Source organism: Pseudoalteromonas sp. DY56-GL22 (assembly GCF_041414715.1).
Lineage (GTDB): Bacteria > Pseudomonadota > Gammaproteobacteria > Enterobacterales > Alteromonadaceae > Pseudoalteromonas > Pseudoalteromonas simplex.
On record NZ_JANHZR010000001.1, the window covers coordinates 800,306 to 820,046 of the forward strand.

A 19,741-nucleotide genomic window follows, 5' to 3' on the forward strand; every position below is an offset into this window, starting at 1 on the left:
TAAGTTGCTGATTTTTCATAGTCTATAAAGCTATTTAAATGGCTTTATATGGAGTGAAATTTGCAAGGTATTGTGCAATTAGAATAACAAGGAGTGATTATGTGGGCAGCATTTAGTTACTTAGCATTAGCGATTGTATTTATAATTGCGGCTATTCGCGTAGAAACTGTGTACTTTGCACTGTTTTTTTATTGGACTGCACTGTCGTTACTATTAGTCAGTGGCGCATATATTTTTAATATCGCACGTATTTTCAGAAAACGTGAAAATGGCGTTATTCCTATCTATATTCGTTGGGCTTTTATCCCCTTTTTATTGGGTGCACAGCTTTACAATGCTTGGTCGCGTAAACACGATAAAGTGCCGCCATTACAACAAATTAATGAGCATTTATTTTTAGCCTGTCGTTTATTTCCTTCCGATATAGACACTATGAAAGAAATGGGTATTACGGCTATTTTAGATGTAACTTGCGAGTTTGATGGCCTTGAATGGTCTTCAACGCAAGAGAATATTCGTTATTTAAATATCCCTGTTCTTGATCATAGCGTGCCAACACGAGCTCAATTGCATCAAGCAATTAATTGGATTGACCATCAAGTAAAAGCTGATAGACGTGTGGTAGTGCATTGCGCTTTAGGACGAGGCCGTTCTGTATTTGTGATGGCAGCTTACTTACTTAGCCAAAATAAAGATGCCGATGTACACCAAATACTCGCACAAATTAAAGAAACTAGAGAAACTGCGAATTTAAACAAGCGCCAGCTGCGTCATCTAGTGCGCCGCCATCGTAGAGGTGACTTATTAATCAAAAATAAAGCTGTGCTCATTGCTAACCCTGTTTCTGGGACAAAACTGTGGGAAGCTAAACGTAAGCAAATTACATCTCGTTTGTCTGAGTATTACGATTTAACTGTTTACACCACTTCAGAGCAGGTAAATGGTACTGAGTTAGCCAAAGAAGCACTTGAATTGAACCCTGATGTAGTCATCGCCTGTGGTGGTGATGGTACAGTAACAGAGGTGGCAAGTGTACTTGTTAATACAGACTGTAAACTGGGGATTATTCCTTTAGGTACTGCCAATGCCCTCGCTCATGTGTTGATGGGTATACAATCGAAGCTTATTCCGGTAGAGCAGGCGTGTGAGCTTATTATTGAAGGGCAGGCGAGTCGGATAGATACCGCTGTGTGTAATGGCGAGCGTATGTTATTACTTGCAGGAATTGGTTTTGAACAAAAGATGATTGAAAAAGCCCATCGTGATGCAAAAAATGAGTCTGGGCAATTAGCTTATTTACAAGGGTTTTGGCAAGCATTAGGTGAGCATGAGGCGCAAGACTATATTGTTACGCTTGATAATAACGATGAGCAAACAATCAATACCACCAGTTTAATCATCGCCAACGCCGCACCATTTACTACCTTACTTGCGCAATCCGCAGGGCAGCCAGATCACCAAGATGGTTTATTGGATGTTAACTGGCTAACACCTAGTGCCGATTCTAAAGCGAGTACTTTAAGTATTGCGGAGTTAGTGTTCTCGAGTATTACACAAACTAGTTTTGCTATTAACAGTCACCACACAAATGCTAAACGGGTAACAGTAAGCGCAGCAAAAGGGTTGAGCTATGTTATTGATGGTGAGATGAAAACCGCAGATAAACTAGAGGTGGAGATATCACCGAAATCGCTTTCGGTGATTGTAGCAGCTGAAGATTAAGTGGTTACTTTTTGATGCTTTTCCATTGGAAAGTGCCATCATCAGCTAGGTCATTATTGATAAAGGTATCAATATATAACTGCTCTACTTTTTCACGTGCCCAAGGGGTCTTTCGTAAAAATTTAAGACTCGACTTTACACTTGGATCATTTTGAAAGCAGCGTACATCGACGTGCGCTGCCATACCTTCCCAACCAAGTTTTTCTTCAAGTTTAGTAACGATGTCGGCTAATTTAACGCCATGTAACGGATTATTTGGTTGATTGTCCATGATAAATCTTAGGTTATTTGCAACCGCGCAATAGTACCCTATCTGTGCGTTTTAATCTAATTGACGTGAATCGTTTTCGTTTGTTTAGGGTAAATAATCTCGCCATTTGCATTTAGTCTGAGCCACGCCAAATCACTGTTTGAAAAATTAGGCTGTTTGGCGCTGCAAATTAAGGTCATCTCGCCAACGACAATATAGGCACCTTCGGTATAGCGTTTATTTTCATACCAACACACTTTTTCATTGTTTAACGCCTCTTGACCATCAAGCACGATTAATGGTTTTTCCTTAGCGTGCGCTTGATTTAGAAACCCTAAAGTAAACAAAGTACTTAACAGTAAAATTTTCTTTAACAAAATACGCCTCCCGTTGGGCAGATTTGTATAACTACACTAAGCTTATGACAAGGAATAAATAATAAAAAGGTGAACACATGCAATTTGATAAAAATATGATCGATGAACTAACCCTGCTTGCAAAATTTCCTCGTAACTCTCAAATGCAGGGAATTAAAATACACTCCGATGCAGAAAACTCAATTAAAGATGCAGCAAAACGGCTTTATGATAAAGGTATTACTGACAGTCCTGATGGGGGCTACTTAACGGACTTAGGGCTCGATTTAATTAACCATGTGAGTGTGATTAACTCAGCACTTAGATAACAAATAAAAAAGGCCCGAAATGTTCGGGCCTTTTTAAACACAAATCTTAAAGCTTAAATTGCATCTGGCTGGTTTTGCGGTGCAGCATCAATAAAGGCATCAAGTTTATTACATTGCTCATATACCGCAGCAATTTTAGGGTACTTGGTCATATCAACTTTAAAGCGCAAGGCATTAAATACTTGCGGCACTAAGCACACATCTGCAAGCGTTGGTTTGTTGCCCACACAAAACGTGTTCGCTTCATCAAGTAGCTTTTCGATACTCTCAAAGCCCACTTCTACCCAATGCTTATACCAGGTTGTTTTTGCTTCTTCATCAACACCCAGATCGTTAGCCAAGTATTTTAATACGCGCAAATTATCGATAGGGTGGATATCGCACGCTACGGCATAACATAAATTACGGATCTGAGCTTTTTGCCATGCATCACCCGTTAGTAACGGTGTTTCTGGGTGAGTTTCTTCTAGCCACTCTAAAATAGCCAGCGATTGCGCAAGTACACCTTGCTCAGTTTCAAGTGCAGGCAATAACCCTTGAGGGTTCTTAGCTAGGTACTCGTCGCTTTGCTGTTCGGATTTTAATAAATTAACTGTCACCAACTCGTGATCAATGTTCTTTAAATTAAGCGCAATGCGTACTCGATATGCAGCTGATGAACGAAAATAGCTATAAAGTTTCATTATACGTCCTGTTTACCTGTGAAATGTTTTTTAATAGTGCGCCAACAATCTGTGTAGTTAGGCTGACGCTCTTTACCTTCAAGGGCATATTTAGTTGGTGAAATAACGTAACGCGATTCGAACATAAATGCCAAAGTGTTTTCGTAGCGTTGTGGTTCAAGCTCAGCATTTGATGCTTTTTCGAATACATCGGCTTCTGGACCATGTGGCGACATACAGTTATGTAAGCTAGAACCACCTGGAACAAAGCCATGCTCTTTGGCATCGTACACACCTTCGATTAAGCCCATAAACTCACTCATAATATTACGGTGGTAATAAGGTGGGCGGAATGTGTTCTCAGCCACCATCCAACGTGGAGGGAAGATAGCAAAATCGATATTAGCGACACCTTCTGTACCCGATGGTGATGTTAATACAGTAAAGATTGATGGATCTGGGTGATCGTAACTTACTGTATTCATAACATTGAATCGAGCAAGGTCATACTTGTAAGGTGCACTATTACCAGTCCAAGCAACCACATCTAATGGCGAGTGGCCAATATCACAACGGAACATATTGCCATTGAATTTAGCAACGAGTTCGAAATCACCTTCAATATCTTCGAAAGCCGCTACAGGGTAGTGGAAGTCACGGTCATTAGCATAACCATTGGCACCCACTGGGCCGCGCTCTGGTAAAATATAGGCATGGCCATAGTTTTCACAGATATAGCCACGGGCTGTATCTGTAAGCAAATCAACTGCGAATTTAATGCCACGAGGAATTACTGCAATTTCGCCTGCACGAACGGTGAGTATCCCGCACTCGGTTCTAAGTAATAGCTCACCTTGTTGCGGCACGAATAACATTTCACCGTCAGCATTATAAAAGTAACGGTGTTGCATTGATTTATTAGCGACATAAATATGAATACCAATACCTGTTTGTGCATTGGCACTGCCGTTTGCAGCCATAGTGACTAAACCATCTATAAAATCGGTTGGCTTCGTAGGAATGTCGATTGGATCCCAACGCAGCATCGTCGGTGGTGTTGGCACTTCGGTGATAGGAGCGGTGCGAATAAGGCCATTATCAATTGGTGTATAATCACCTTGTACTACTGATGGGCGAATGCGGTAAAACCAAGTGCGGCGATTATCAGCACGGGGCGCTGTAAATGCGGTTGTGCTGAACTGCTCAGCATATAAATCGTATTTAACTTTTTGTGGGCTGAATTGACCGATAGGTAATGCACCGGGTAATGCTTCGGTTTCAAATTCATTACCAAAGCCAGTCATATATTGTAATTCGTTATTCATCACTAGACTCCTGAAAGGTTTTAGGTAAGATACTCTCATGTGAGACTAAATTCAAACTACACTGAATTTACTTGTGTAAATATTCTTTGACAGTAGTGCAGCCATGACGACAGATAATCAAACAACGCTCGATTTAAAACAGTTCTTACCTTATTCACTAACTAATATTGCAATGCAAATGAGTGAGCAGTTTAGTGAGCTATATCAACAGCAGTTCGATTTAACCGTGCCACAATGGCGGATAATTGCGAATTTGGCGCAATATGGTGAGCGCACTGCCAAAGAATTATGTGATATGGCACGAATGGATAAATCAACGGTGTCTCGTGCAGTAAAGTCGCTATTGACCAGAAACCTTATAATAGCCAAAGAAAACCCTAAGGATAAACGCGCAAGTTTGTTATCGCTTTCCGTTGAAGGGAACCGTCTTCATGAACAAATTGTGCCATTAGCAAATGAGTGGCAAGCAGGTTTAGTGAGTGACTTAGATAGCCAAGAACTTAAACAATTTATAAGCACTCTTAGTAAGCTTTCCAATCACCTAAATAAAAATGTTTAAATCTGTAATCAAGGCTTTATAGCAATTGATTTAGACAATCGATACGTATATGATAATGGCTATCATTTACAATTAGAAACTTGGATGTCCCCCCTATGAAATTAGCGTTAAACACCGTTAAAACACTAGGTCTTAGCCTAGTATTAGCATCTACTTTTATTGCCCAACCTGTATTGGCAAATGGCCCAATTGGTGAGCACGTTAATCATCTAAAAGAAAATTTAAAAGATTACTCAGAAGACGTTGAGTGGATGGTCGGTAAAGTTGACACCATGGTTACCGATTATGAAACAAAAGGCGCAAAAGCAGTTAAAAGCGATGATTTAATTGAATACTGGGAATCAGTAAAGTTTCACAGTGCGATTGAAACGAATTATGTGCCGGTTTATGCATCAATCTGGCAAGGCATTTATGGTATCAAAATGGCTATTGATGACAAAAAACCAGCAAGCGAAGTACGTAAGCACCAAAAGGCCTTAAATGCTGCCTTGTGGCAGGGTCTTGGAGCTGTTAAACTTGCTGCTGACTTCCAGCAAAAAGGCTTATTAAAAGCTGTAAAAGCAACTGCTTCTGAAACAATGACGCAAAGCGCTACTATCGATGAGATCAAACATAAATTAGACCGTGTTGTTGCAAAGTACGCAGAACGTTTAAGCGATGAAGCAACGCAAATTGTACACGATACTTACCTTCACTTATTTGAAGGTGTTGAAGGTACACTTATCGAAAAAGATGCGAAGTTAGTAGAAGTACTCGAAAAAGATTTTAACGTAACCCTGCCTAAAGCTATTTCTGATAAAGGGTCTGTTGACCAAGTCCGTGCAGTGGTTGTTGATATGCAAGAAAAACTAGATCGCGCTAAGGTGTTACTAGAAGAAGCCGAAAAAGCACGTAAGGATGTATTTTAGTGAAGCGTAGGACCTTTATTCAAGGCCTGGCTGCGTTTGGGGTAGTAGGCGCAATGCCGCTACCTCTTTCTCGTGCCTTTGCAGCCTCTGCTGCAAGCCCAATTTCAGTGAAAGACTTACCAGCCCTAGAGGGTGACCTAACTTTATATTTAGGCCGTGGTGAAGGTGGTTTGTACGAAAACGTACTGCAATCAATCCAAAAGAAAAACCCAAAACTTAATTTATCTATTCGCCGTGGCCCAACTGCTGCACTTGCCAACATGATTGTGGCAGAAGCGAAAGCGGGTGTTAAACGTGCTGATCTATTTTGGGCGGTTGACTCTGGTGCGATTGGCTTAGTCACAGATGCAGGTTTAGCTAAACCGCTACCAAGTGACTTAGAAGCGCAGTTACAACCGCAGTTTCGTTATCCGGGCTGGGCACCAGTGACAGGTCGTATTCGTACATTGCCTTATAACACTAAGCGCCTAAGTAAAGATCAGATCCCAGATAGCATAATGGCCATTGCTGATAGCGATTTATCTATTGGTTGGGCACCGGCTTATGCTTCTTTCCAATCATTTGTCACGGCAATGCGTATTCTTGAAGGTGAAGATAAAACCGCTAAATGGCTTAAGAAAGTTCAAAAACGTTCGAAAACCTATGCAGGCGAGCTTGGCGTAGTGATGGCTGTTGAGCGTGGTGAAGTGGATATTGGTTTTGCAAACCATTATTACACGTTACGTCTTAAGTCAGGTAAACCTGATGCTAATCTTGATCTAGCATTCACCAATCAAGATGCCGGTTGTTTAGTTAATGCATCAGGTGTGTTATCACTGACAGACAACCCAAATGCAATGAACTTTATGCGCTACTTACTAAGTTCTGAAGTACAAAGTTACTTAGCACGTGAAGCCTACGAAATTCCATTGATCCAGGGCATTGAACAGCCTGCTGGGTTACCAGCATTAACGGATGTGTCACCACCGAAAATCGATTTAACTCAATTGGCAGATTTAAGGCCAACACTCGACCTTATGCGCAGTAGCGGTATTTTATAATGCGCATACCTGCTTCTTATCCCATGGCGCTGCTTGCAGCGCTTTTGGTGTTAGTGCCAGTTTATATTCTGATCACCTTAGCCAGTGATGCGACGGCTGTTTTTGATAGTCACAATTTAAAAATTCTAGGTAACACCTTATCACTTATGGTGTTAACTGTTTTAGGCTCTATTTTAATTGGCGTGCCTCTGGCGTTTATCAGTGCCTATGTTCAACTTCCTTTTAAAAAGCTTTGGCTTGTTTTGTTTGCAGCGCCACTTGCTATTCCAAGTTATATTGGCGCGTTTACTTTATATGCAGCATTTGGCCCCGGTGGTGAGATAAATCAGCTGCTAGGTTTTGAAACGCCGCCTATGTATGGCTTAACGGGTGCTGCGATTGTAATGACGCTATACACGTTTCCGTTTGTTATGCTTACGACGCGTTCATCTTTACTTAGTCTCGATGCCAGTATGGTAAATGCGGCTCGTACTTTAGGTATGTCGATGCCGATGAGTGTGTTTAAAGTAATCTTGCCCCGTGTTATCAACGGTATTGCGGCGGGTTCATTGCTGGTTGCGCTTTATACCTTATCAGATTTTGGTACACCGGCGATGATGCGCTTAGATACCTTTACTCGGGTAATCTATGTTGAATATAACGCCTTTGGCTTAAGTCGTGCAGCGATGTTGTCGCTTCAATTAATGGTAATAGTAGGCTTTTTACTGTTCATCGAATCACAAATTAAAACAGCTTCAGAGCGCCACGGTAGACCGCTAATGTTATTTCCATCAAACGGGCAAAAGTTAGCCATGCTGGTGACTTTTCTACCTGTTTTATTATTGGCTATTTGTTTGCCGTTAGCCATTTTTACTCTTTGGCTTGCCCGTGATGGTGTTGCTGATTTTGATTTCAGCATTGCGTGGAACTCAGCTTATGCATCTGGCATTGCGGCTATTGTCGCTGTTGTGGTTGCTGTGCCTGTAGCGCATGCTGCCTTAAGCGGTAAAGTAGGGCGCATTATGGAACGGGTTACTTATTTCGGATTTGGTATTCCAGGTATCGTAATGGGTACTGCACTTGTTTATGGTGGCCTGCAATTACCGCTTTTATACCAAACTCTGGCATTATTAGTTATTGCCTATGTGCTGCGCTTCTTACCGTTGGCAGTTGGCTCTGTGCGAACCAGCACAGAACACTTAGATTCGAGTTTAATTAAATCAGCACGCGTATTAGGCGCAAGCCCTCGTGAAGCATTTATGCGTATTACCTTGCCTTTAACACTGCGCGGTATCATTGCTGGTGCAGCCTTGGTATTTTTAGAATCAATGCGAGAGCTTGAAGCAACATTGTTACTCGGCCCAACAGGATTTGAAACCCTATCAACCTATTTGTGGCGAGTTTATGAAGCCGGTTATTTCGGTCGCGCTGCCATTCCTGGGCTCTTGTTAGTAGTGATATCAGCATGTGGCTTAGCTATAATGCTCTCAGGTGAAAAGCGCAGTCAATTAGAACATTAAGGATCAGTTTAATGCTATCAGTTAGTAAGCTGTCTATCGATTATGGTAGCAATCGTGTGGTAAGTGAACTTAACTTATCACTTGGGGAAAGTGAGATCCTCATGCTAGTTGGTCCAACTGGCTGTGGTAAAAGTACAATTTTACAAGCGTTAGCAGGGCTTATTCCTATCAGCGAAGGCGAAATTAACTTAGGCTCATGGCGGGCAACACCCAAATTAAAAGTACCACCAGAAAAGCGTAAAGTAGGGATGGTATTTCAAGACTTTGCGTTATTTCCGCACTTAACGGTACAGCAAAATATTTGCTTTAGATTAACTGATACCTCTAAAGCAGATCATTGGATTAAGTTACTGGGTCTTGACGCTTTTCGTGATAAAAAGCCCGCTACTTTATCGGGTGGTCAAAAGCAGCGTGTAGCACTTGCCCGTACATTGGCTCACGAACCTGACTTTGTATTGCTTGACGAACCGTTATCAAACCTTGATGCAGCTTTAAAAGATACCCTTCGTTGGGATATTCGTAATGCATTAAAAGATGCGGGTGTACCTGCAATTTGGGTAACCCATGACCAAGAGGAAGCCTTATCTGTCGGTGACCGAGTTGGCGTACTTAAAGAAGGGATTATTCAGCAAATAGATACCCCTGAACGCTGCTTTAGCTTACCAAGCAATCGCTTTGTTGCACGTTTCTTAGGTGAAGCAAGTTTCATTGCCGGTAATTGTGAAGGTGATATCGCCACTACTGATTTAGGTAATGCCCCAGCTATTAAGGTTGATCATGATACAGCGAAGGTTGATGTATTACTTCGCCCTGATGATATTCACCTTATTCAAAATGCAGCTACTAGCAACGGTAAAGTGACATGGGTCCGTTACGAAGGTGGTAGCCGTTTATGCGCTGTTAAACTGGCATGTGATACTGTGGTGACAAGCCGTGTTAGCCATGAAGTGATGGTACGCCCAGGTGATGCAGTACATGTATCTATTAACACAACACACCCACTTGCGGTTTTCGCAGCTTAAATAGACATAACTGTGCAGGTCTCATTGGCCTGCATTTACATATCAGTGTAGGTCGGGCTTTAGCCCGTCATCATTCAGTGTTTAAACATTTGTCGCCATAAATGACGACCTACATAACAATCTTAGATCGAGTTAAACATCAGCCCTCAGACGCGATGTAAAATCTGCTACATATAAATGCATTAATTTGTTACTTCAAGCTTTAATCTTGGTACTGGCTTATTTTGCTCTTGTATCTCGTATCTCGTATCTCGTATCTCGTATCTCATTTCTACAACCATTCCCGGCTAAAGCCAGTCCTACGAAAGGATTTATCAGGTATTTGGTTCTAGGGTTTATGTAGAAAGGCGCGATGTAAAATCGCTGATACCTAGCAACTCGCTAACTTTACTCTTGCCAACTTTCCCCCAAACGTAAAAAGCCCGCCAGTAGGGGCGGGCTTTTGCTTTATAACAAGGTTAACTTGTTATTAGAATGTGTAACGTACACCTACACGCATTTCCCAAACTGATGCACCGCTTTGAGTTGCAGTTTTACCATTGTTAGGGCTGAAGTCAGAGTATACGTAACGACCTTGGTCATCGATTGATGTTTTGATCATACGGTTACCAACGAAGTTACCTTTCTTAAGTACGCCCCAGTCATCGTTTAACATGTTAGTTAAGTTATCGATAACGAAGAATACTTCACCTTTGTGACCAGGCATGAAACCAGGTAACTCTTGAGTCATCTTGAAGTTAACTTTAGTGAACCAATCAGCATTTTGGCTGTTACGGCCAACGATTTCACCGCGTTCAAGGCCTTGAGCTGAAATCCACTCGTTAAACTCAGTTACTTCTTCAGGTGTCATGTCGTAAACAACGTTAGGGTCATTTACTTCAGGGATATACATTAGCTGACGGCTGCGGTTAGAGTTGCTATCACCCCAAACATTGTCGCTACCGTTATATGTATAGCTGTAAGGAAGACCTTTGAATGTTTCGCTGAATAGGTTGAAACGTGTGTTGTAACCATCAAACAATTCAGTTGTGTAACCTAATGTCATCGTAAAGCGATGCGGGATCTCGTAATCAGATGTGTGTGCACCTGGGTTAGTCGGATCGTATGTCGCCATGTTACCGTAGTTTGAGCTCGCTACAGAGCTAGTCATTGGGTTTACATCTGTTGAGTCAGTGTAAGCATAAGCAAGTTGTAAGCTAATACCGTTATCAAAACGCTTGCTCATTGCAGCAGAAATGATGTGAGACTCACCGCTATCACCACTTACGTTAGTCAGTAGTAAGTCACCGCTACGACCTTCGATAGACTCAAGAATTGGACGACCGTCAAATGTAGTTCTGCCTGAATCTTGTAATGCGATGTCTTGTAAAATTGCAGCATCTTTACGCTTAGTGAATAAGTAATCTAGAGAGAAAACGTATTCATCTTCAGTTGTGTATGTTGCACCTACTGAGTATTTCCACTCTGATGGCATTTCAAAGTCTGGGTCAACAGCATTTACTGATGAATCACCTGCACCAATTGTTGTATTAGCAACTTCATCAAACATATCTTGTGGCACTTCGTAACCTGGAGTACCACCATTCACTGTTGGTGTATTGAATAAATCAATATCTTCACGGTAAGTACCAATGTTCGTGATACCGTCGTTTGAGTATGAGTTAGATAACCAAACGTTCGGGTTACCACCAGAGAATAGGCCTACACCTGCACGTACTTCTAATGCATCTGTTGCATACCATTCAAAACCTACACGTGGTTGAATTAAATCGATGCCGTCAAATGTTGCTTGGTTGCTGAAACCGTAGCGGTTAGTGAAGTTTTCATTGTAGTTAGGCGCGTCATCACTTGTGTATTTGTCGTAACGAAGACCAAATGTTAACGTCGCATCTAAATCTGTGAAGCTGTACTCATCTTGTACATAGAAAGTATGTTGTGCATATGAGAAGCTTGCAGCAGCATCAGTTGGGTTGTTTGTACCAGCAGCATTGTTGTAGTAGATACGTGCAGCTTGACCAGCTTCAAAATCATCTACAGAATCAAAACGCCACTCACCTTGAGTGTGCTGTACGAATTGGTTAAATACGTCTAGCTTTTCGTACTCATAACCACCTGTGATCGTGTGTTGATCAAGATAGTATGTACCTGCAAGTTTTACAGTCGTTGTTTCGTAGTCTAGGTCATTTGATTGACGAGAGTCATCAGGACCGATATAGATAGTACCACCGCCAGCAGCATCAATTTGCATTTCACCAAAGCCGCTCGCTGCATCTAAAGATTGTACTGTTGCATCTAGCTCAGATTTACCAATACGAACTTCAGTTGAGAAGCTATCTGACCAATCTGAGTAAATTGAACCGATGATTGATGTAAACTCAGCACCTTGCTTGAAGAAGTGATTATCTAAAGCTACTGTATCGCTGTATGCATCTGATTGAGATAGCGTGAAAGCGTCATTGTAGTTATAGATTAAGTTTGCACGGTGATCGTCATTGATGTTCCAGTCTAACTTAATTAAGATTTTTTCATCTTCTACTGGAGCACTAGATGGCATGCCACCTGCGTCATAACCGTATACGTCTTGTGCGATTTGCTGTACACGAGCAACGTCTGCAGCTGAAACGCTACCTGTGTTTAAACCGCCGTACTCATATTGTTTAACGCCTTCAACTTTTTCGTATGATGTGAATAAGAAAAGGTTATCTTTGATTAGTGGTAAACCAACGTTGAAGCCGTAACGTTTTTCAGTGTAATCACCGTTGTCGTAGTCTTCACCTTCGATTTTATCGCCTTTCATTGAATCATTTGTGTAATCGAAGAAAACACCACCGTGTACTTCGTTACCACCAGATTTAGTAACTGCGTTGATGTTACATGATGTGAAACCGCCATATTGAACATCAAATGGTGCTAACTCAACTGCAACTTGCTCGATTGAGTCGAAAGAGAAAGGAGCACCGATAGTTGGGTAACCATTTGAGCTTAAACCGAAGTTATCGTTCATACGAACGCCGTCAAGGGTTAAGCTGTTAAAACGTGGGTTACCACCACCACAGTTGATTGAACCGCGGCTATCATCGATAGTTACACGTGGGTCGATACGGATGATATCTTTTAAATCACGGTTGATAGCTGGTTGGTTTTCTAAATCTTCAAGAGTGAACGTTGCAGCAGGACCTGTACCACCAGACATACGGCTGATAGGGCGACCAGTAACTACGATTTGTTCTACATCAGATTGTCTCTCTAACGTAACATTAACTGGGTAGTCAGCACCCACTTGTAGGTTAATGTTGTTGAATGTTTGATCTGCGAATACGTCAGAATCTACAACAACGCGGTAAGGACCACCTACACGTAGGCCTTTTGCTGTGAAGTAACCCGCATCGTTCGTTTCAGTTTCTTTAGTTGAACCTGAAGGTAAGTGAACGATAGTGATCTTAGTGCCAGCAGCAGGGTTGCCGCTAGGACCTTTGATTTGACCCTTGATAGCAGATGTTGTTTCATTTGCTAACGCTGCACCACTCACACCAACACATGCTGCAATAGCAAGTGATAGAGCTGTTTTGCGGAGTTGGATTTTCATTATGTTATTTCCCGTGTTAGAGGTTATGTTTCATTTATAGTTTGCTGTCAGTTGGCATCTTAAGTGCCTTTACTAACGGTTTTGCTGATTTATCAAATAACGTATTTAATAAACCAGCCAATCTTATACCGCCTTGCTGTAGGCGAGTTTTCACAATTGGTAAGTTTTTGTAGATATAACTATAACTTACGTTTGTTTCATTTTCGTTATACAGTGAATTTGCAATATTATTTGATTCGACTAACCAATCGCTAGGTGAACTGGCAAGATAGTCCGTGATTAACGCTTGATTTGTTGTATTTATAAATTGCGCAAACTCAGTATAGGACAAATTTTCATTTTCAATGAGTTTTGTGTCCCATAGGCTATGTAAATTGGTATCTTGACCGAAGAATGTGACAGAAATATTGTTGCCACCACGATCTTCACCGCGTCCGGCATGAAAAGGTTGGTGGCTGTCACCAACTAGATGAACTAAAAAACGCAGTGCGAACTGTTTTTCAGCTAGTGAGGCTTTCTGGTTTTGTAAAACTGAGATTGAGTATTCCATGCCTTCAAGGATATCTGACACGGTTTCTTTATTATGATGGGCATCTGAATCGTAATGGGGTTTAGCATCGCCTTCTTTAAAGTTAATGTAATGCCAGCGCGAAGATTTCTTTTGCCAGAAATTTTCTGGAGCAGAACGCATTTCATCAGCCCACGTTGCAACTTGTGGTAGTGAGTCACCATCGAGTAGAGGAACTAATGCTAGTTTAGTGGTGTCTGTAATATGCTTAGATGCAATTTCACCAACAATACGATGACCATTTTGACCCCATGCATTTGCAGGGGTGCTTAACACTGCTGAAATAACTGGTGTTGATAACAGCAACATTTTTATTGTTTTTTGTAACATTGACTCAGTGTCCAAAAATGAATGTGCAATGAAGCACGATTTCTTGTGTCATATTTTCCTGAATTTAAAATCAAATAGAAAGGACTCAATAAGATTCATAATTTCTTGTTCATATATGTTATTTATCAATAGTTTAAATTATTCAGGTAAAATTACTTGTTGTAATAAGTAAGAATAATTGTTCAAATAGAGACAACGGAGCGTTGTTGGCTATTAAAATTGAATTTAAGAACAATACTAATAAAAAAATCGTCGATTGTTACATTTTTGTTTCTATCAGTTATTTTGTTTTTTTATATCGGAATTTTGCAGGGTAAACCGGCTGTTTCTGATATCGATGCATTTATTGAAACGTCTTTTCAATGTGATACCAAATCAGAGGTTAACCTTAACGAGTTAGTGGTGTATTCATCGGGCAAAGTGTTGGCTGAGGATGTTGCTAAAACCTTATGCAATGATGACATCATAAGTAAACAATATGGCAAGGTAACCTCTTATTGGGGTTATAAAACCTCAGACACGATTGAGTTTTTAGGCAAAGGGATTGCTGATTTAATCCTTGCTAAAGAAAATTTAATTAACGCTTTTATGGCGGAGTCAACTTACAACTACCAAGCTGTTGTTGGATTTCCTGATTACACTGCCTATTTAATTTCGAGTAAAGAAAAACCTAGAATTGATAAGAGCTACTTTTTAGATAAACGCATTGGTTTACTTGATTACCCAACCAGTCGCTCAGGACATATTTTACCAAAGCAGCTATTTAAAAAATTAGATATCAACCTAGAAAACCTAGATATAACTTACGCTAGTTCCCATACTGAGTTAAGAGAGCTGCTTGCCAGCGGAAAGGTTGATTTAATTTCTTCTTATTGGCAAGACAGTGATCAACAACGTTTTTCTAAAAATTATATTACGCCTATACGCGACAATATAAGTGGCAGTCGTTGGTATTTAAAAATGCAGGACGAGAACACCGACCTTTTATGTGCAGTTCAAGCGCAGTTAACCCTATTGGCACACAATCAAAATTCTCATTACTTTAATCATGTTGAGTCTTTTTGGGAATGTGACTCGACTCAGCAAACAATGAAAGTAGGGGATAGCAATGCTGCCAATTAGAATTAAGCTTGTTTATGGCGCAATATTTTTAAGCTGCTGCTTGGTATTATTTGCTACCTTCATTATTGCAAAAGCTTATAAGACAACAACTAATGATGCACTGACTTTAGCAAAAGTTGAAAACCGTATTGCTCTTGATTTAAACCATTTAAATTTACCAGATGGTTTTTTGAAGCACTCCGGTAGTAGAGACATGGTACTCAATTATATCAAGCGTCTTAATGCTCAATTAGCAGACTCAGGCGTGATGGTTTACTCTATTGAAGGTATTTCGGAATATCCTGCTCGTGCTGATTTAATTACTAAGCAATTACATGCACCTCAAAAATCATTAACGGTTAGCTTTGTTATCGCATCTTCTTTATTAGATAAAAACGATATAGCTGTGTTCATTCTGGTCTGCTTATTTGCATCTACATTTACCTACTTATTATTTATCAGTGAACGAACCAAGATTCAAATAGCTAAAAACGAACCTGAAGTTGCAGTTCAGATAGAAGAGAAACCTAAATTGATAGTCGATCTTCAAAATAAAACCTTAGCTGCTAGTTGCGATGTTGATAAAACAGTGGCCCTTGCGAATAAACCATTGTGTTTTTATCTTGCTTTAGTTGAGTTTTGTATTGAACAACCAGACGTAGTGCTTAATCAAAATAAAGATGTACCAGAAGAATTACTGACTTTAGCGAACAAGTATTTTTACCGGTTAGTTGAGCTTGGTCACACAATACGTAAACGGCCAAACTTTACTAATAGCTTAGAAAAAACTTTAAGCGAAATTCGGGCAGCCCTTGATGAAGTTTGGCAAGACCAGCTTGAGATAAAAGAAACCTATTATCCGCCTAAAGCCCATGGTGAAGGTTCACGCTCTCGATTACATCATTACGGATTGAAGTCGATTGAGAGCACCGATATTGAAGTCATAGGGAAATAATCTAGTTTTAAAGTAAAAAGGGAAGTCACTGACTTCCCTTTATCTATTTAGATATTGATGATTAGGTATCTAAAACTGCTTAGGAGTGTAATCAGCCGCTTTAACAGGGCTATTTTGCTCAAAGAAACGTTTTAATGCCTGTGCATCGGTATCATCTGTACTTACAAAGCCTTTTTTATTGGTAAGCGTAGGGTAGCCATCACCACCAGAGGCGTTGTAGCTATTAATACTCATTCGATATGTTTTAGTCATATCAAGTGGTTTACCAGCAATTTTAACATCAGATAAAGTGTCGTTATCGCGTTTGAAGCTTAGCTTATAGTATTGTAAGTAGGCACCTGAATCAGGTGGGAAAGAAGTAACAACCTGCAAGTAGTCATATAGCTCTTGGCCTGTCATATCAATATAGGTGATACGGTTTTTAAAAGGATGAACTTTTAAAATATCTTTATAACTGACATCGCCAGCTTGAATGCTATCACGAATACCGCCACCGCTTATCAAACCAAAATCAGCACCCACTGACTGCATTTGTGCAGCAATAATAACGCGTGCTAAGTTTACTTGCTCATAGCGTACTTTATTGCGGTCACCTTCAAGTTTTGCATCCACGTTACCTATTTTACCAGCAATTTGTGCTGCACCTTTTTTCTGATAAACCGCGAGCATGTCTTGTAAGTTTTTGTTTGGCTCGATGTACTCAGCCGCTAGCTGTTTATTGCCATTTTCATCATCGATATAAAGATTGACAGGAATAAGTGAGTAATTGAGCAGAGTTAATTCATCGTTTTCTAATTTGAATTCAGCTTTTCCCACATATTTACCCCACTCATGGGCTTGCATGATCCAAGTACCGTTTTGTTGATCAGGCTTACACGCTTTACCTGGCATAAAGCTTTCGTCAGCAACATTGGCTTCTTTCATACACACCGGCTCTTGTGAATGACCGCCGACAATAATATCTAGCATTCCTTTTGGTAAGTTACGCGCCATAGTCACATCACCGGGTGCATTAATACCAAAGTTAGCATCAACATAGTGACCCATGTGCGTTACAGCAATAGTGATATCAGGCTTGTACTGCTTTTCAATTTTTGGGGCTAACTTTGCAGTCACTTCTGTAGGGTCTTTAAATTCTAGGCCACCGATATACTGCGGGTTACCTATTTTTGCTGTATCTGTTGTGGTTAAACCAATGACAGCAATTTTGAGTCCGTTTTTTTCAAAGATTTTGTATGCTTGATAACGAGTTTCACCGGTCGTTTTATCTATAATATTGGCTGATAAAAAAGGGAAGTTAGACCATTTTTGCTGTTTATCGAGTACAGCCAGCGGGTTATCAAACTCATGGTTACCAATTGCCATGGCATCGTAACCAATTACAGACATACCTTTAAAATCCGGTTCTGCGTGTTGTAGATCTGATTCAGGAATACCTGTATTGATATCGCCACCAGACAGCAGTAAAACTGCATGTCCTTGTGCTTTAGCATCGGCTCTTAATTGATCAATTAAAGTCTTGCGAGCAGCCATACCATATTCACCATGTTCGTTATGCCAAAAACGACCGTGATTATCATTAGTATGGAGCAGAGTGAAATATTGGGCTGAATCTGTATTGTTAGAAGAGGAGCTACACGCGGTTAGGGTAACCAGTAGCGATGTTAGTAAAAAAAAACGCATAATTGTTTGCCTGAATAGAGCAGTAGGTTAATTATGCGCTTAGTTTAAACGACTTAAGTTTAAATTAAATGTCTTTTATAAACTTTTGTCGCTATTTTCTGTATTTAGTTGTCCTGTTGCGGCAAGTTGTCTTCGTTGTAGTTCTTGTTCTGCATAATGAGACTTAAGATGATTATTGCCGACCATCCAATTTAAAAAACTAGCGGGTAACTTACTATAAGGCTCACCTTGGTGTAGGCCAAAATCGCATATTGCGTTCTTTTCATTCGCCATGGTTCATTCCTGTGTGTTCATTGTTGTCGTGCAGATACTAACAAACTGAGCCTATTTGATAAGACGATTTTGATTTAATCTTTAAACTTTTTATAACCATAATGAATACACAGTGTAAATTAATGTAACTGAGATGTAATTGATTTGACGCGTTTTGTGTAACTGTTTTGTTTGCTATTTAAGCACCTGCCTATTTTGTTTAAGCTTCTTGCAGTTTTATAATAAAAATTATCAGGAAAGATAAACAATGAAAAAACATCTACTTGCAACAGCTTTATTGGCTAGCAGTTTTACAGCGAATGCAACTATTGTCGAAATGCAAACGGACCTGGGCAGCATTACGATTCATCTTTATGATCAACAGACACCTGTTACAGTTGAGAACTTTTTAAATTATGTTGCAGATGGTAGCTACGATGGCACCGTTATCCATCGTTCTGTTGATAACTTTATTTTACAAGGTGGGGGTTTTAAATTTGGTACTGACTTTGATGCGATAGACACCGCAGACGCTATTACTAATGAACCAGAGTTGTCTAATGTGAAAGGTACCATTGCAATGGCTAAGCTTGGTGGCAATGCTAACAGTGCAACCAGTCAGTGGTTTTTTAATTTAAAAGATAACAGCGCAAATCTTGACTTACAAAATGGTGGCTTTACCGTTTTTGGCGAGGTAACTGTCCAGAGTATGGCTGTGATAGAGCAAATCACAGAATTAGTACATTGTGGAGAGATCCCAGTAGTAAACTTAAATGAAGAGCAGTGCCCAGATACAACATCAGGTTTTAGTGGTGAAAACTTATTTTACATTAACAGTGTAACTGTGATTGACGATGACCCTAATTCATCTGCTTCTTTATCACCAAAAGAAAACACGCTGATTGATGAAGATGACGCTTCAGACAACGGCGGTAGTAGTTCAGGTGGTAGTCTTGCATGGATGCTATCTTTATTAGCCCTAGCAGGCTTTGCTCGTCGTAAATAATTCCAACCAACAAAGTTAATAAGGCGCTAAAAAGCGCCTTATTTCTTTGTATTGATGATTATTAAAAGATTCTAACTAAAATCAGCACCCACATTATTAGCATTATAAAGCTACTGACAACGAAACTATAATAGCGCGCCTTCAAGGTGTTTGAAGTTAAGTGTATTACGCTATGAATAATTCTTAATGCAACATAAACCCAAGCAAGGGCAACAAAAACAGTACCTACAGCATTGACTTGCAGAGCTGTTAAACAGGCAATAAAAAACAGCACAGGCATTTCGAATTGATTGATAAAGTTACGATCTGCTACGCGAACATTATCCCCAGCTTTTTCAAGTTCCATTAATAAGAAGTCTTTCATCTCAATGGTTTTTTGCTTTGCCGCACGAAAACGGCGCTTACCCATAATGTACATCACAATAAATGTCAGTAACACCTGAGTGAACATTGCTACAATTAGCCACCTTTCCATAGCTCATCCTTTGTTATAGTTATTGCTATTAATCTTAACCGTAAGTACTGCATTTTCACAATGTGTTACAAAGTTTTGCTGTAACTTAACTGAAAAGCATTGAATTGCGGCGC

20 protein-coding genes are annotated in these 19,741 nt (G+C 40.2%); 10 read left to right on the forward strand and 10 right to left on the reverse strand.

The features are described 5' to 3' along the window. Positions 1 to 99 precede the first annotated feature (99 nt). On the forward strand, positions 100 to 1,722 hold the full coding sequence (locus tag NO991_RS03410) for a diacylglycerol kinase family protein (protein WP_300359860.1): 1,623 nt from the start codon (positions 100 to 102) through the stop codon (positions 1,720 to 1,722). A 4-nt stretch (positions 1,723 to 1,726) separates the two neighbouring features. Here the strand turns inward: NO991_RS03410 and NO991_RS03415 are convergent, their stop codons facing one another. Together NO991_RS03415 and NO991_RS03420 are read right to left on the reverse strand one after the other, a co-directional pair. Then, positions 1,727 to 1,993, reverse strand: coding sequence for a VF530 family DNA-binding protein (locus tag NO991_RS03415; RefSeq protein ID WP_054552185.1), 267 nt, complete (start codon positions 1,991 to 1,993; stop codon positions 1,727 to 1,729). Positions 1,994 to 2,049: 56 nt separating this feature from the next. Continuing rightward, entirely contained in the window at positions 2,050 to 2,349 is a 300-nt protein-coding gene (locus NO991_RS03420) for a DUF1496 domain-containing protein (RefSeq protein ID WP_054552186.1), read from the reverse strand. A 77-nt stretch (positions 2,350 to 2,426) separates the two neighbouring features. Between NO991_RS03420 and NO991_RS03425 the strand changes: the two genes are divergently transcribed. Further along, positions 2,427 to 2,657 carry a TIGR02647 family protein gene (locus NO991_RS03425; RefSeq protein WP_054552187.1) on the forward strand — a complete coding sequence of 77 codons (231 nt, stop codon included), beginning with the start codon at positions 2,427 to 2,429 and terminating at the stop codon, positions 2,655 to 2,657. 53 nt (positions 2,658 to 2,710) lie between these two features. On the opposite strand, the gene maiA is transcribed toward NO991_RS03425, so the two are convergent. Both maiA and hmgA read right to left on the reverse strand, forming a co-directional pair. Further along, positions 2,711 to 3,340 (reverse strand): maleylacetoacetate isomerase, encoded by a 630-nt coding sequence (gene maiA / locus NO991_RS03430; RefSeq protein ID WP_063530108.1) that lies wholly within the window; start codon positions 3,338 to 3,340, stop codon positions 2,711 to 2,713. Further along, the gene (gene hmgA / locus NO991_RS03435; RefSeq protein ID WP_300361932.1) at positions 3,340 to 4,644 is read right to left on the reverse strand and encodes a homogentisate 1,2-dioxygenase; all 1,305 of its coding nucleotides are present in this window, start codon (positions 4,642 to 4,644) and stop codon (positions 3,340 to 3,342) included. The genes maiA and hmgA overlap by 1 nt, the downstream gene beginning before the upstream one ends. A 103-nt stretch (positions 4,645 to 4,747) precedes the next feature. Between hmgA and NO991_RS03440 the strand changes: the two genes are divergently transcribed. From NO991_RS03440 to NO991_RS03460, 5 genes are all read left to right on the forward strand, one after another. Next, positions 4,748 to 5,203 carry a MarR family winged helix-turn-helix transcriptional regulator gene (locus tag NO991_RS03440; RefSeq protein WP_138617308.1) on the forward strand — a complete coding sequence of 152 codons (456 nt, stop codon included), beginning with the start codon at positions 4,748 to 4,750 and terminating at the stop codon, positions 5,201 to 5,203. A 95-nt stretch (positions 5,204 to 5,298) separates the two neighbouring features. Further along, positions 5,299 to 6,111: a hypothetical protein gene (locus NO991_RS03445; protein WP_054552191.1), complete on the forward strand. Its 813-nt coding sequence runs from the start codon at positions 5,299 to 5,301 to the stop codon at positions 6,109 to 6,111. Then, positions 6,111 to 7,151, forward strand: a complete 1,041-nt coding sequence (locus NO991_RS03450; RefSeq protein WP_138617304.1) for an extracellular solute-binding protein — start codon at positions 6,111 to 6,113, stop codon at positions 7,149 to 7,151. The genes NO991_RS03445 and NO991_RS03450 overlap by 1 nt, the downstream gene beginning before the upstream one ends. Continuing rightward, positions 7,151 to 8,650 carry an ABC transporter permease gene (locus tag NO991_RS03455; protein WP_371351683.1) on the forward strand — a complete coding sequence of 500 codons (1,500 nt, stop codon included), beginning with the start codon at positions 7,151 to 7,153 and terminating at the stop codon, positions 8,648 to 8,650. The genes NO991_RS03450 and NO991_RS03455 overlap by 1 nt, the downstream gene beginning before the upstream one ends. An 11-nt stretch (positions 8,651 to 8,661) precedes the next feature. Beyond that, positions 8,662 to 9,672 carry an ABC transporter ATP-binding protein gene (locus tag NO991_RS03460; protein WP_300416853.1) on the forward strand — a complete coding sequence of 337 codons (1,011 nt, stop codon included), beginning with the start codon at positions 8,662 to 8,664 and terminating at the stop codon, positions 9,670 to 9,672. Positions 9,673 to 10,141: 469 nt separating this feature from the next. On the opposite strand, the gene NO991_RS03465 is transcribed toward NO991_RS03460, so the two are convergent. After that, a complete protein-coding gene (locus NO991_RS03465) occupies positions 10,142 to 13,258 on the reverse strand; it encodes a TonB-dependent receptor (RefSeq protein ID WP_300361942.1) in 3,117 nt (1,038 codons plus the stop codon). Positions 13,259 to 13,292: 34 nt separating this feature from the next. After that, positions 13,293 to 14,156 (reverse strand): S1/P1 nuclease, encoded by an 864-nt coding sequence (locus NO991_RS03470; RefSeq protein ID WP_138617477.1) that lies wholly within the window; start codon positions 14,154 to 14,156, stop codon positions 13,293 to 13,295. A gap of 219 nt (positions 14,157 to 14,375) precedes the next feature. On the opposite strand from NO991_RS03470, the gene NO991_RS03475 reads away from it, so the two are divergent. Both NO991_RS03475 and NO991_RS03480 read left to right on the forward strand, forming a co-directional pair. After that, entirely contained in the window at positions 14,376 to 15,278 is a 903-nt protein-coding gene (locus NO991_RS03475) for a hypothetical protein (protein ID WP_054552196.1), read from the forward strand. After that, complete coding sequence (locus NO991_RS03480) at positions 15,265 to 16,212, forward strand: hypothetical protein (RefSeq protein WP_300416859.1); 948 nt, start codon at positions 15,265 to 15,267, stop codon at positions 16,210 to 16,212. Before NO991_RS03475 ends, NO991_RS03480 begins: the two co-directional genes overlap by 14 nt. A gap of 69 nt (positions 16,213 to 16,281) precedes the next feature. On the opposite strand, the gene ushA is transcribed toward NO991_RS03480, so the two are convergent. The 3 genes from ushA to NO991_RS03495 all read right to left on the reverse strand — a co-directional run bounded on the left by ushA (position 16,282) and on the right by NO991_RS03495 (position 18,507). After that, positions 16,282 to 17,895, reverse strand: a complete 1,614-nt coding sequence (gene ushA / locus NO991_RS03485; RefSeq protein WP_054552198.1) for a bifunctional UDP-sugar hydrolase/5'-nucleotidase UshA — start codon at positions 17,893 to 17,895, stop codon at positions 16,282 to 16,284. 75 nt (positions 17,896 to 17,970) lie between these two features. Continuing rightward, positions 17,971 to 18,168 carry a hypothetical protein gene (locus tag NO991_RS03490; protein WP_300542986.1) on the reverse strand — a complete coding sequence of 66 codons (198 nt, stop codon included), beginning with the start codon at positions 18,166 to 18,168 and terminating at the stop codon, positions 17,971 to 17,973. A gap of 231 nt (positions 18,169 to 18,399) precedes the next feature. After that, positions 18,400 to 18,507 carry an AgrD family cyclic lactone autoinducer peptide gene (locus NO991_RS03495; protein WP_365995968.1) on the reverse strand — a complete coding sequence of 36 codons (108 nt, stop codon included), beginning with the start codon at positions 18,505 to 18,507 and terminating at the stop codon, positions 18,400 to 18,402. On the opposite strand from NO991_RS03495, the gene NO991_RS03500 reads away from it, so the two are divergent. Next, a complete protein-coding gene (locus NO991_RS03500) occupies positions 18,476 to 19,153 on the forward strand; it encodes a peptidylprolyl isomerase (RefSeq protein WP_366035299.1) in 678 nt (225 codons plus the stop codon). The genes NO991_RS03495 and NO991_RS03500 overlap by 32 nt on opposite strands. 61 nt (positions 19,154 to 19,214) lie before the next feature. Here NO991_RS03500 and NO991_RS03505 read toward each other — a convergent pair whose 3' ends face one another. Next, the gene (locus tag NO991_RS03505; protein ID WP_138599799.1) at positions 19,215 to 19,628 is read right to left on the reverse strand and encodes an MAPEG family protein; all 414 of its coding nucleotides are present in this window, start codon (positions 19,626 to 19,628) and stop codon (positions 19,215 to 19,217) included. Positions 19,629 to 19,741: the final 113 nt, after the last annotated feature.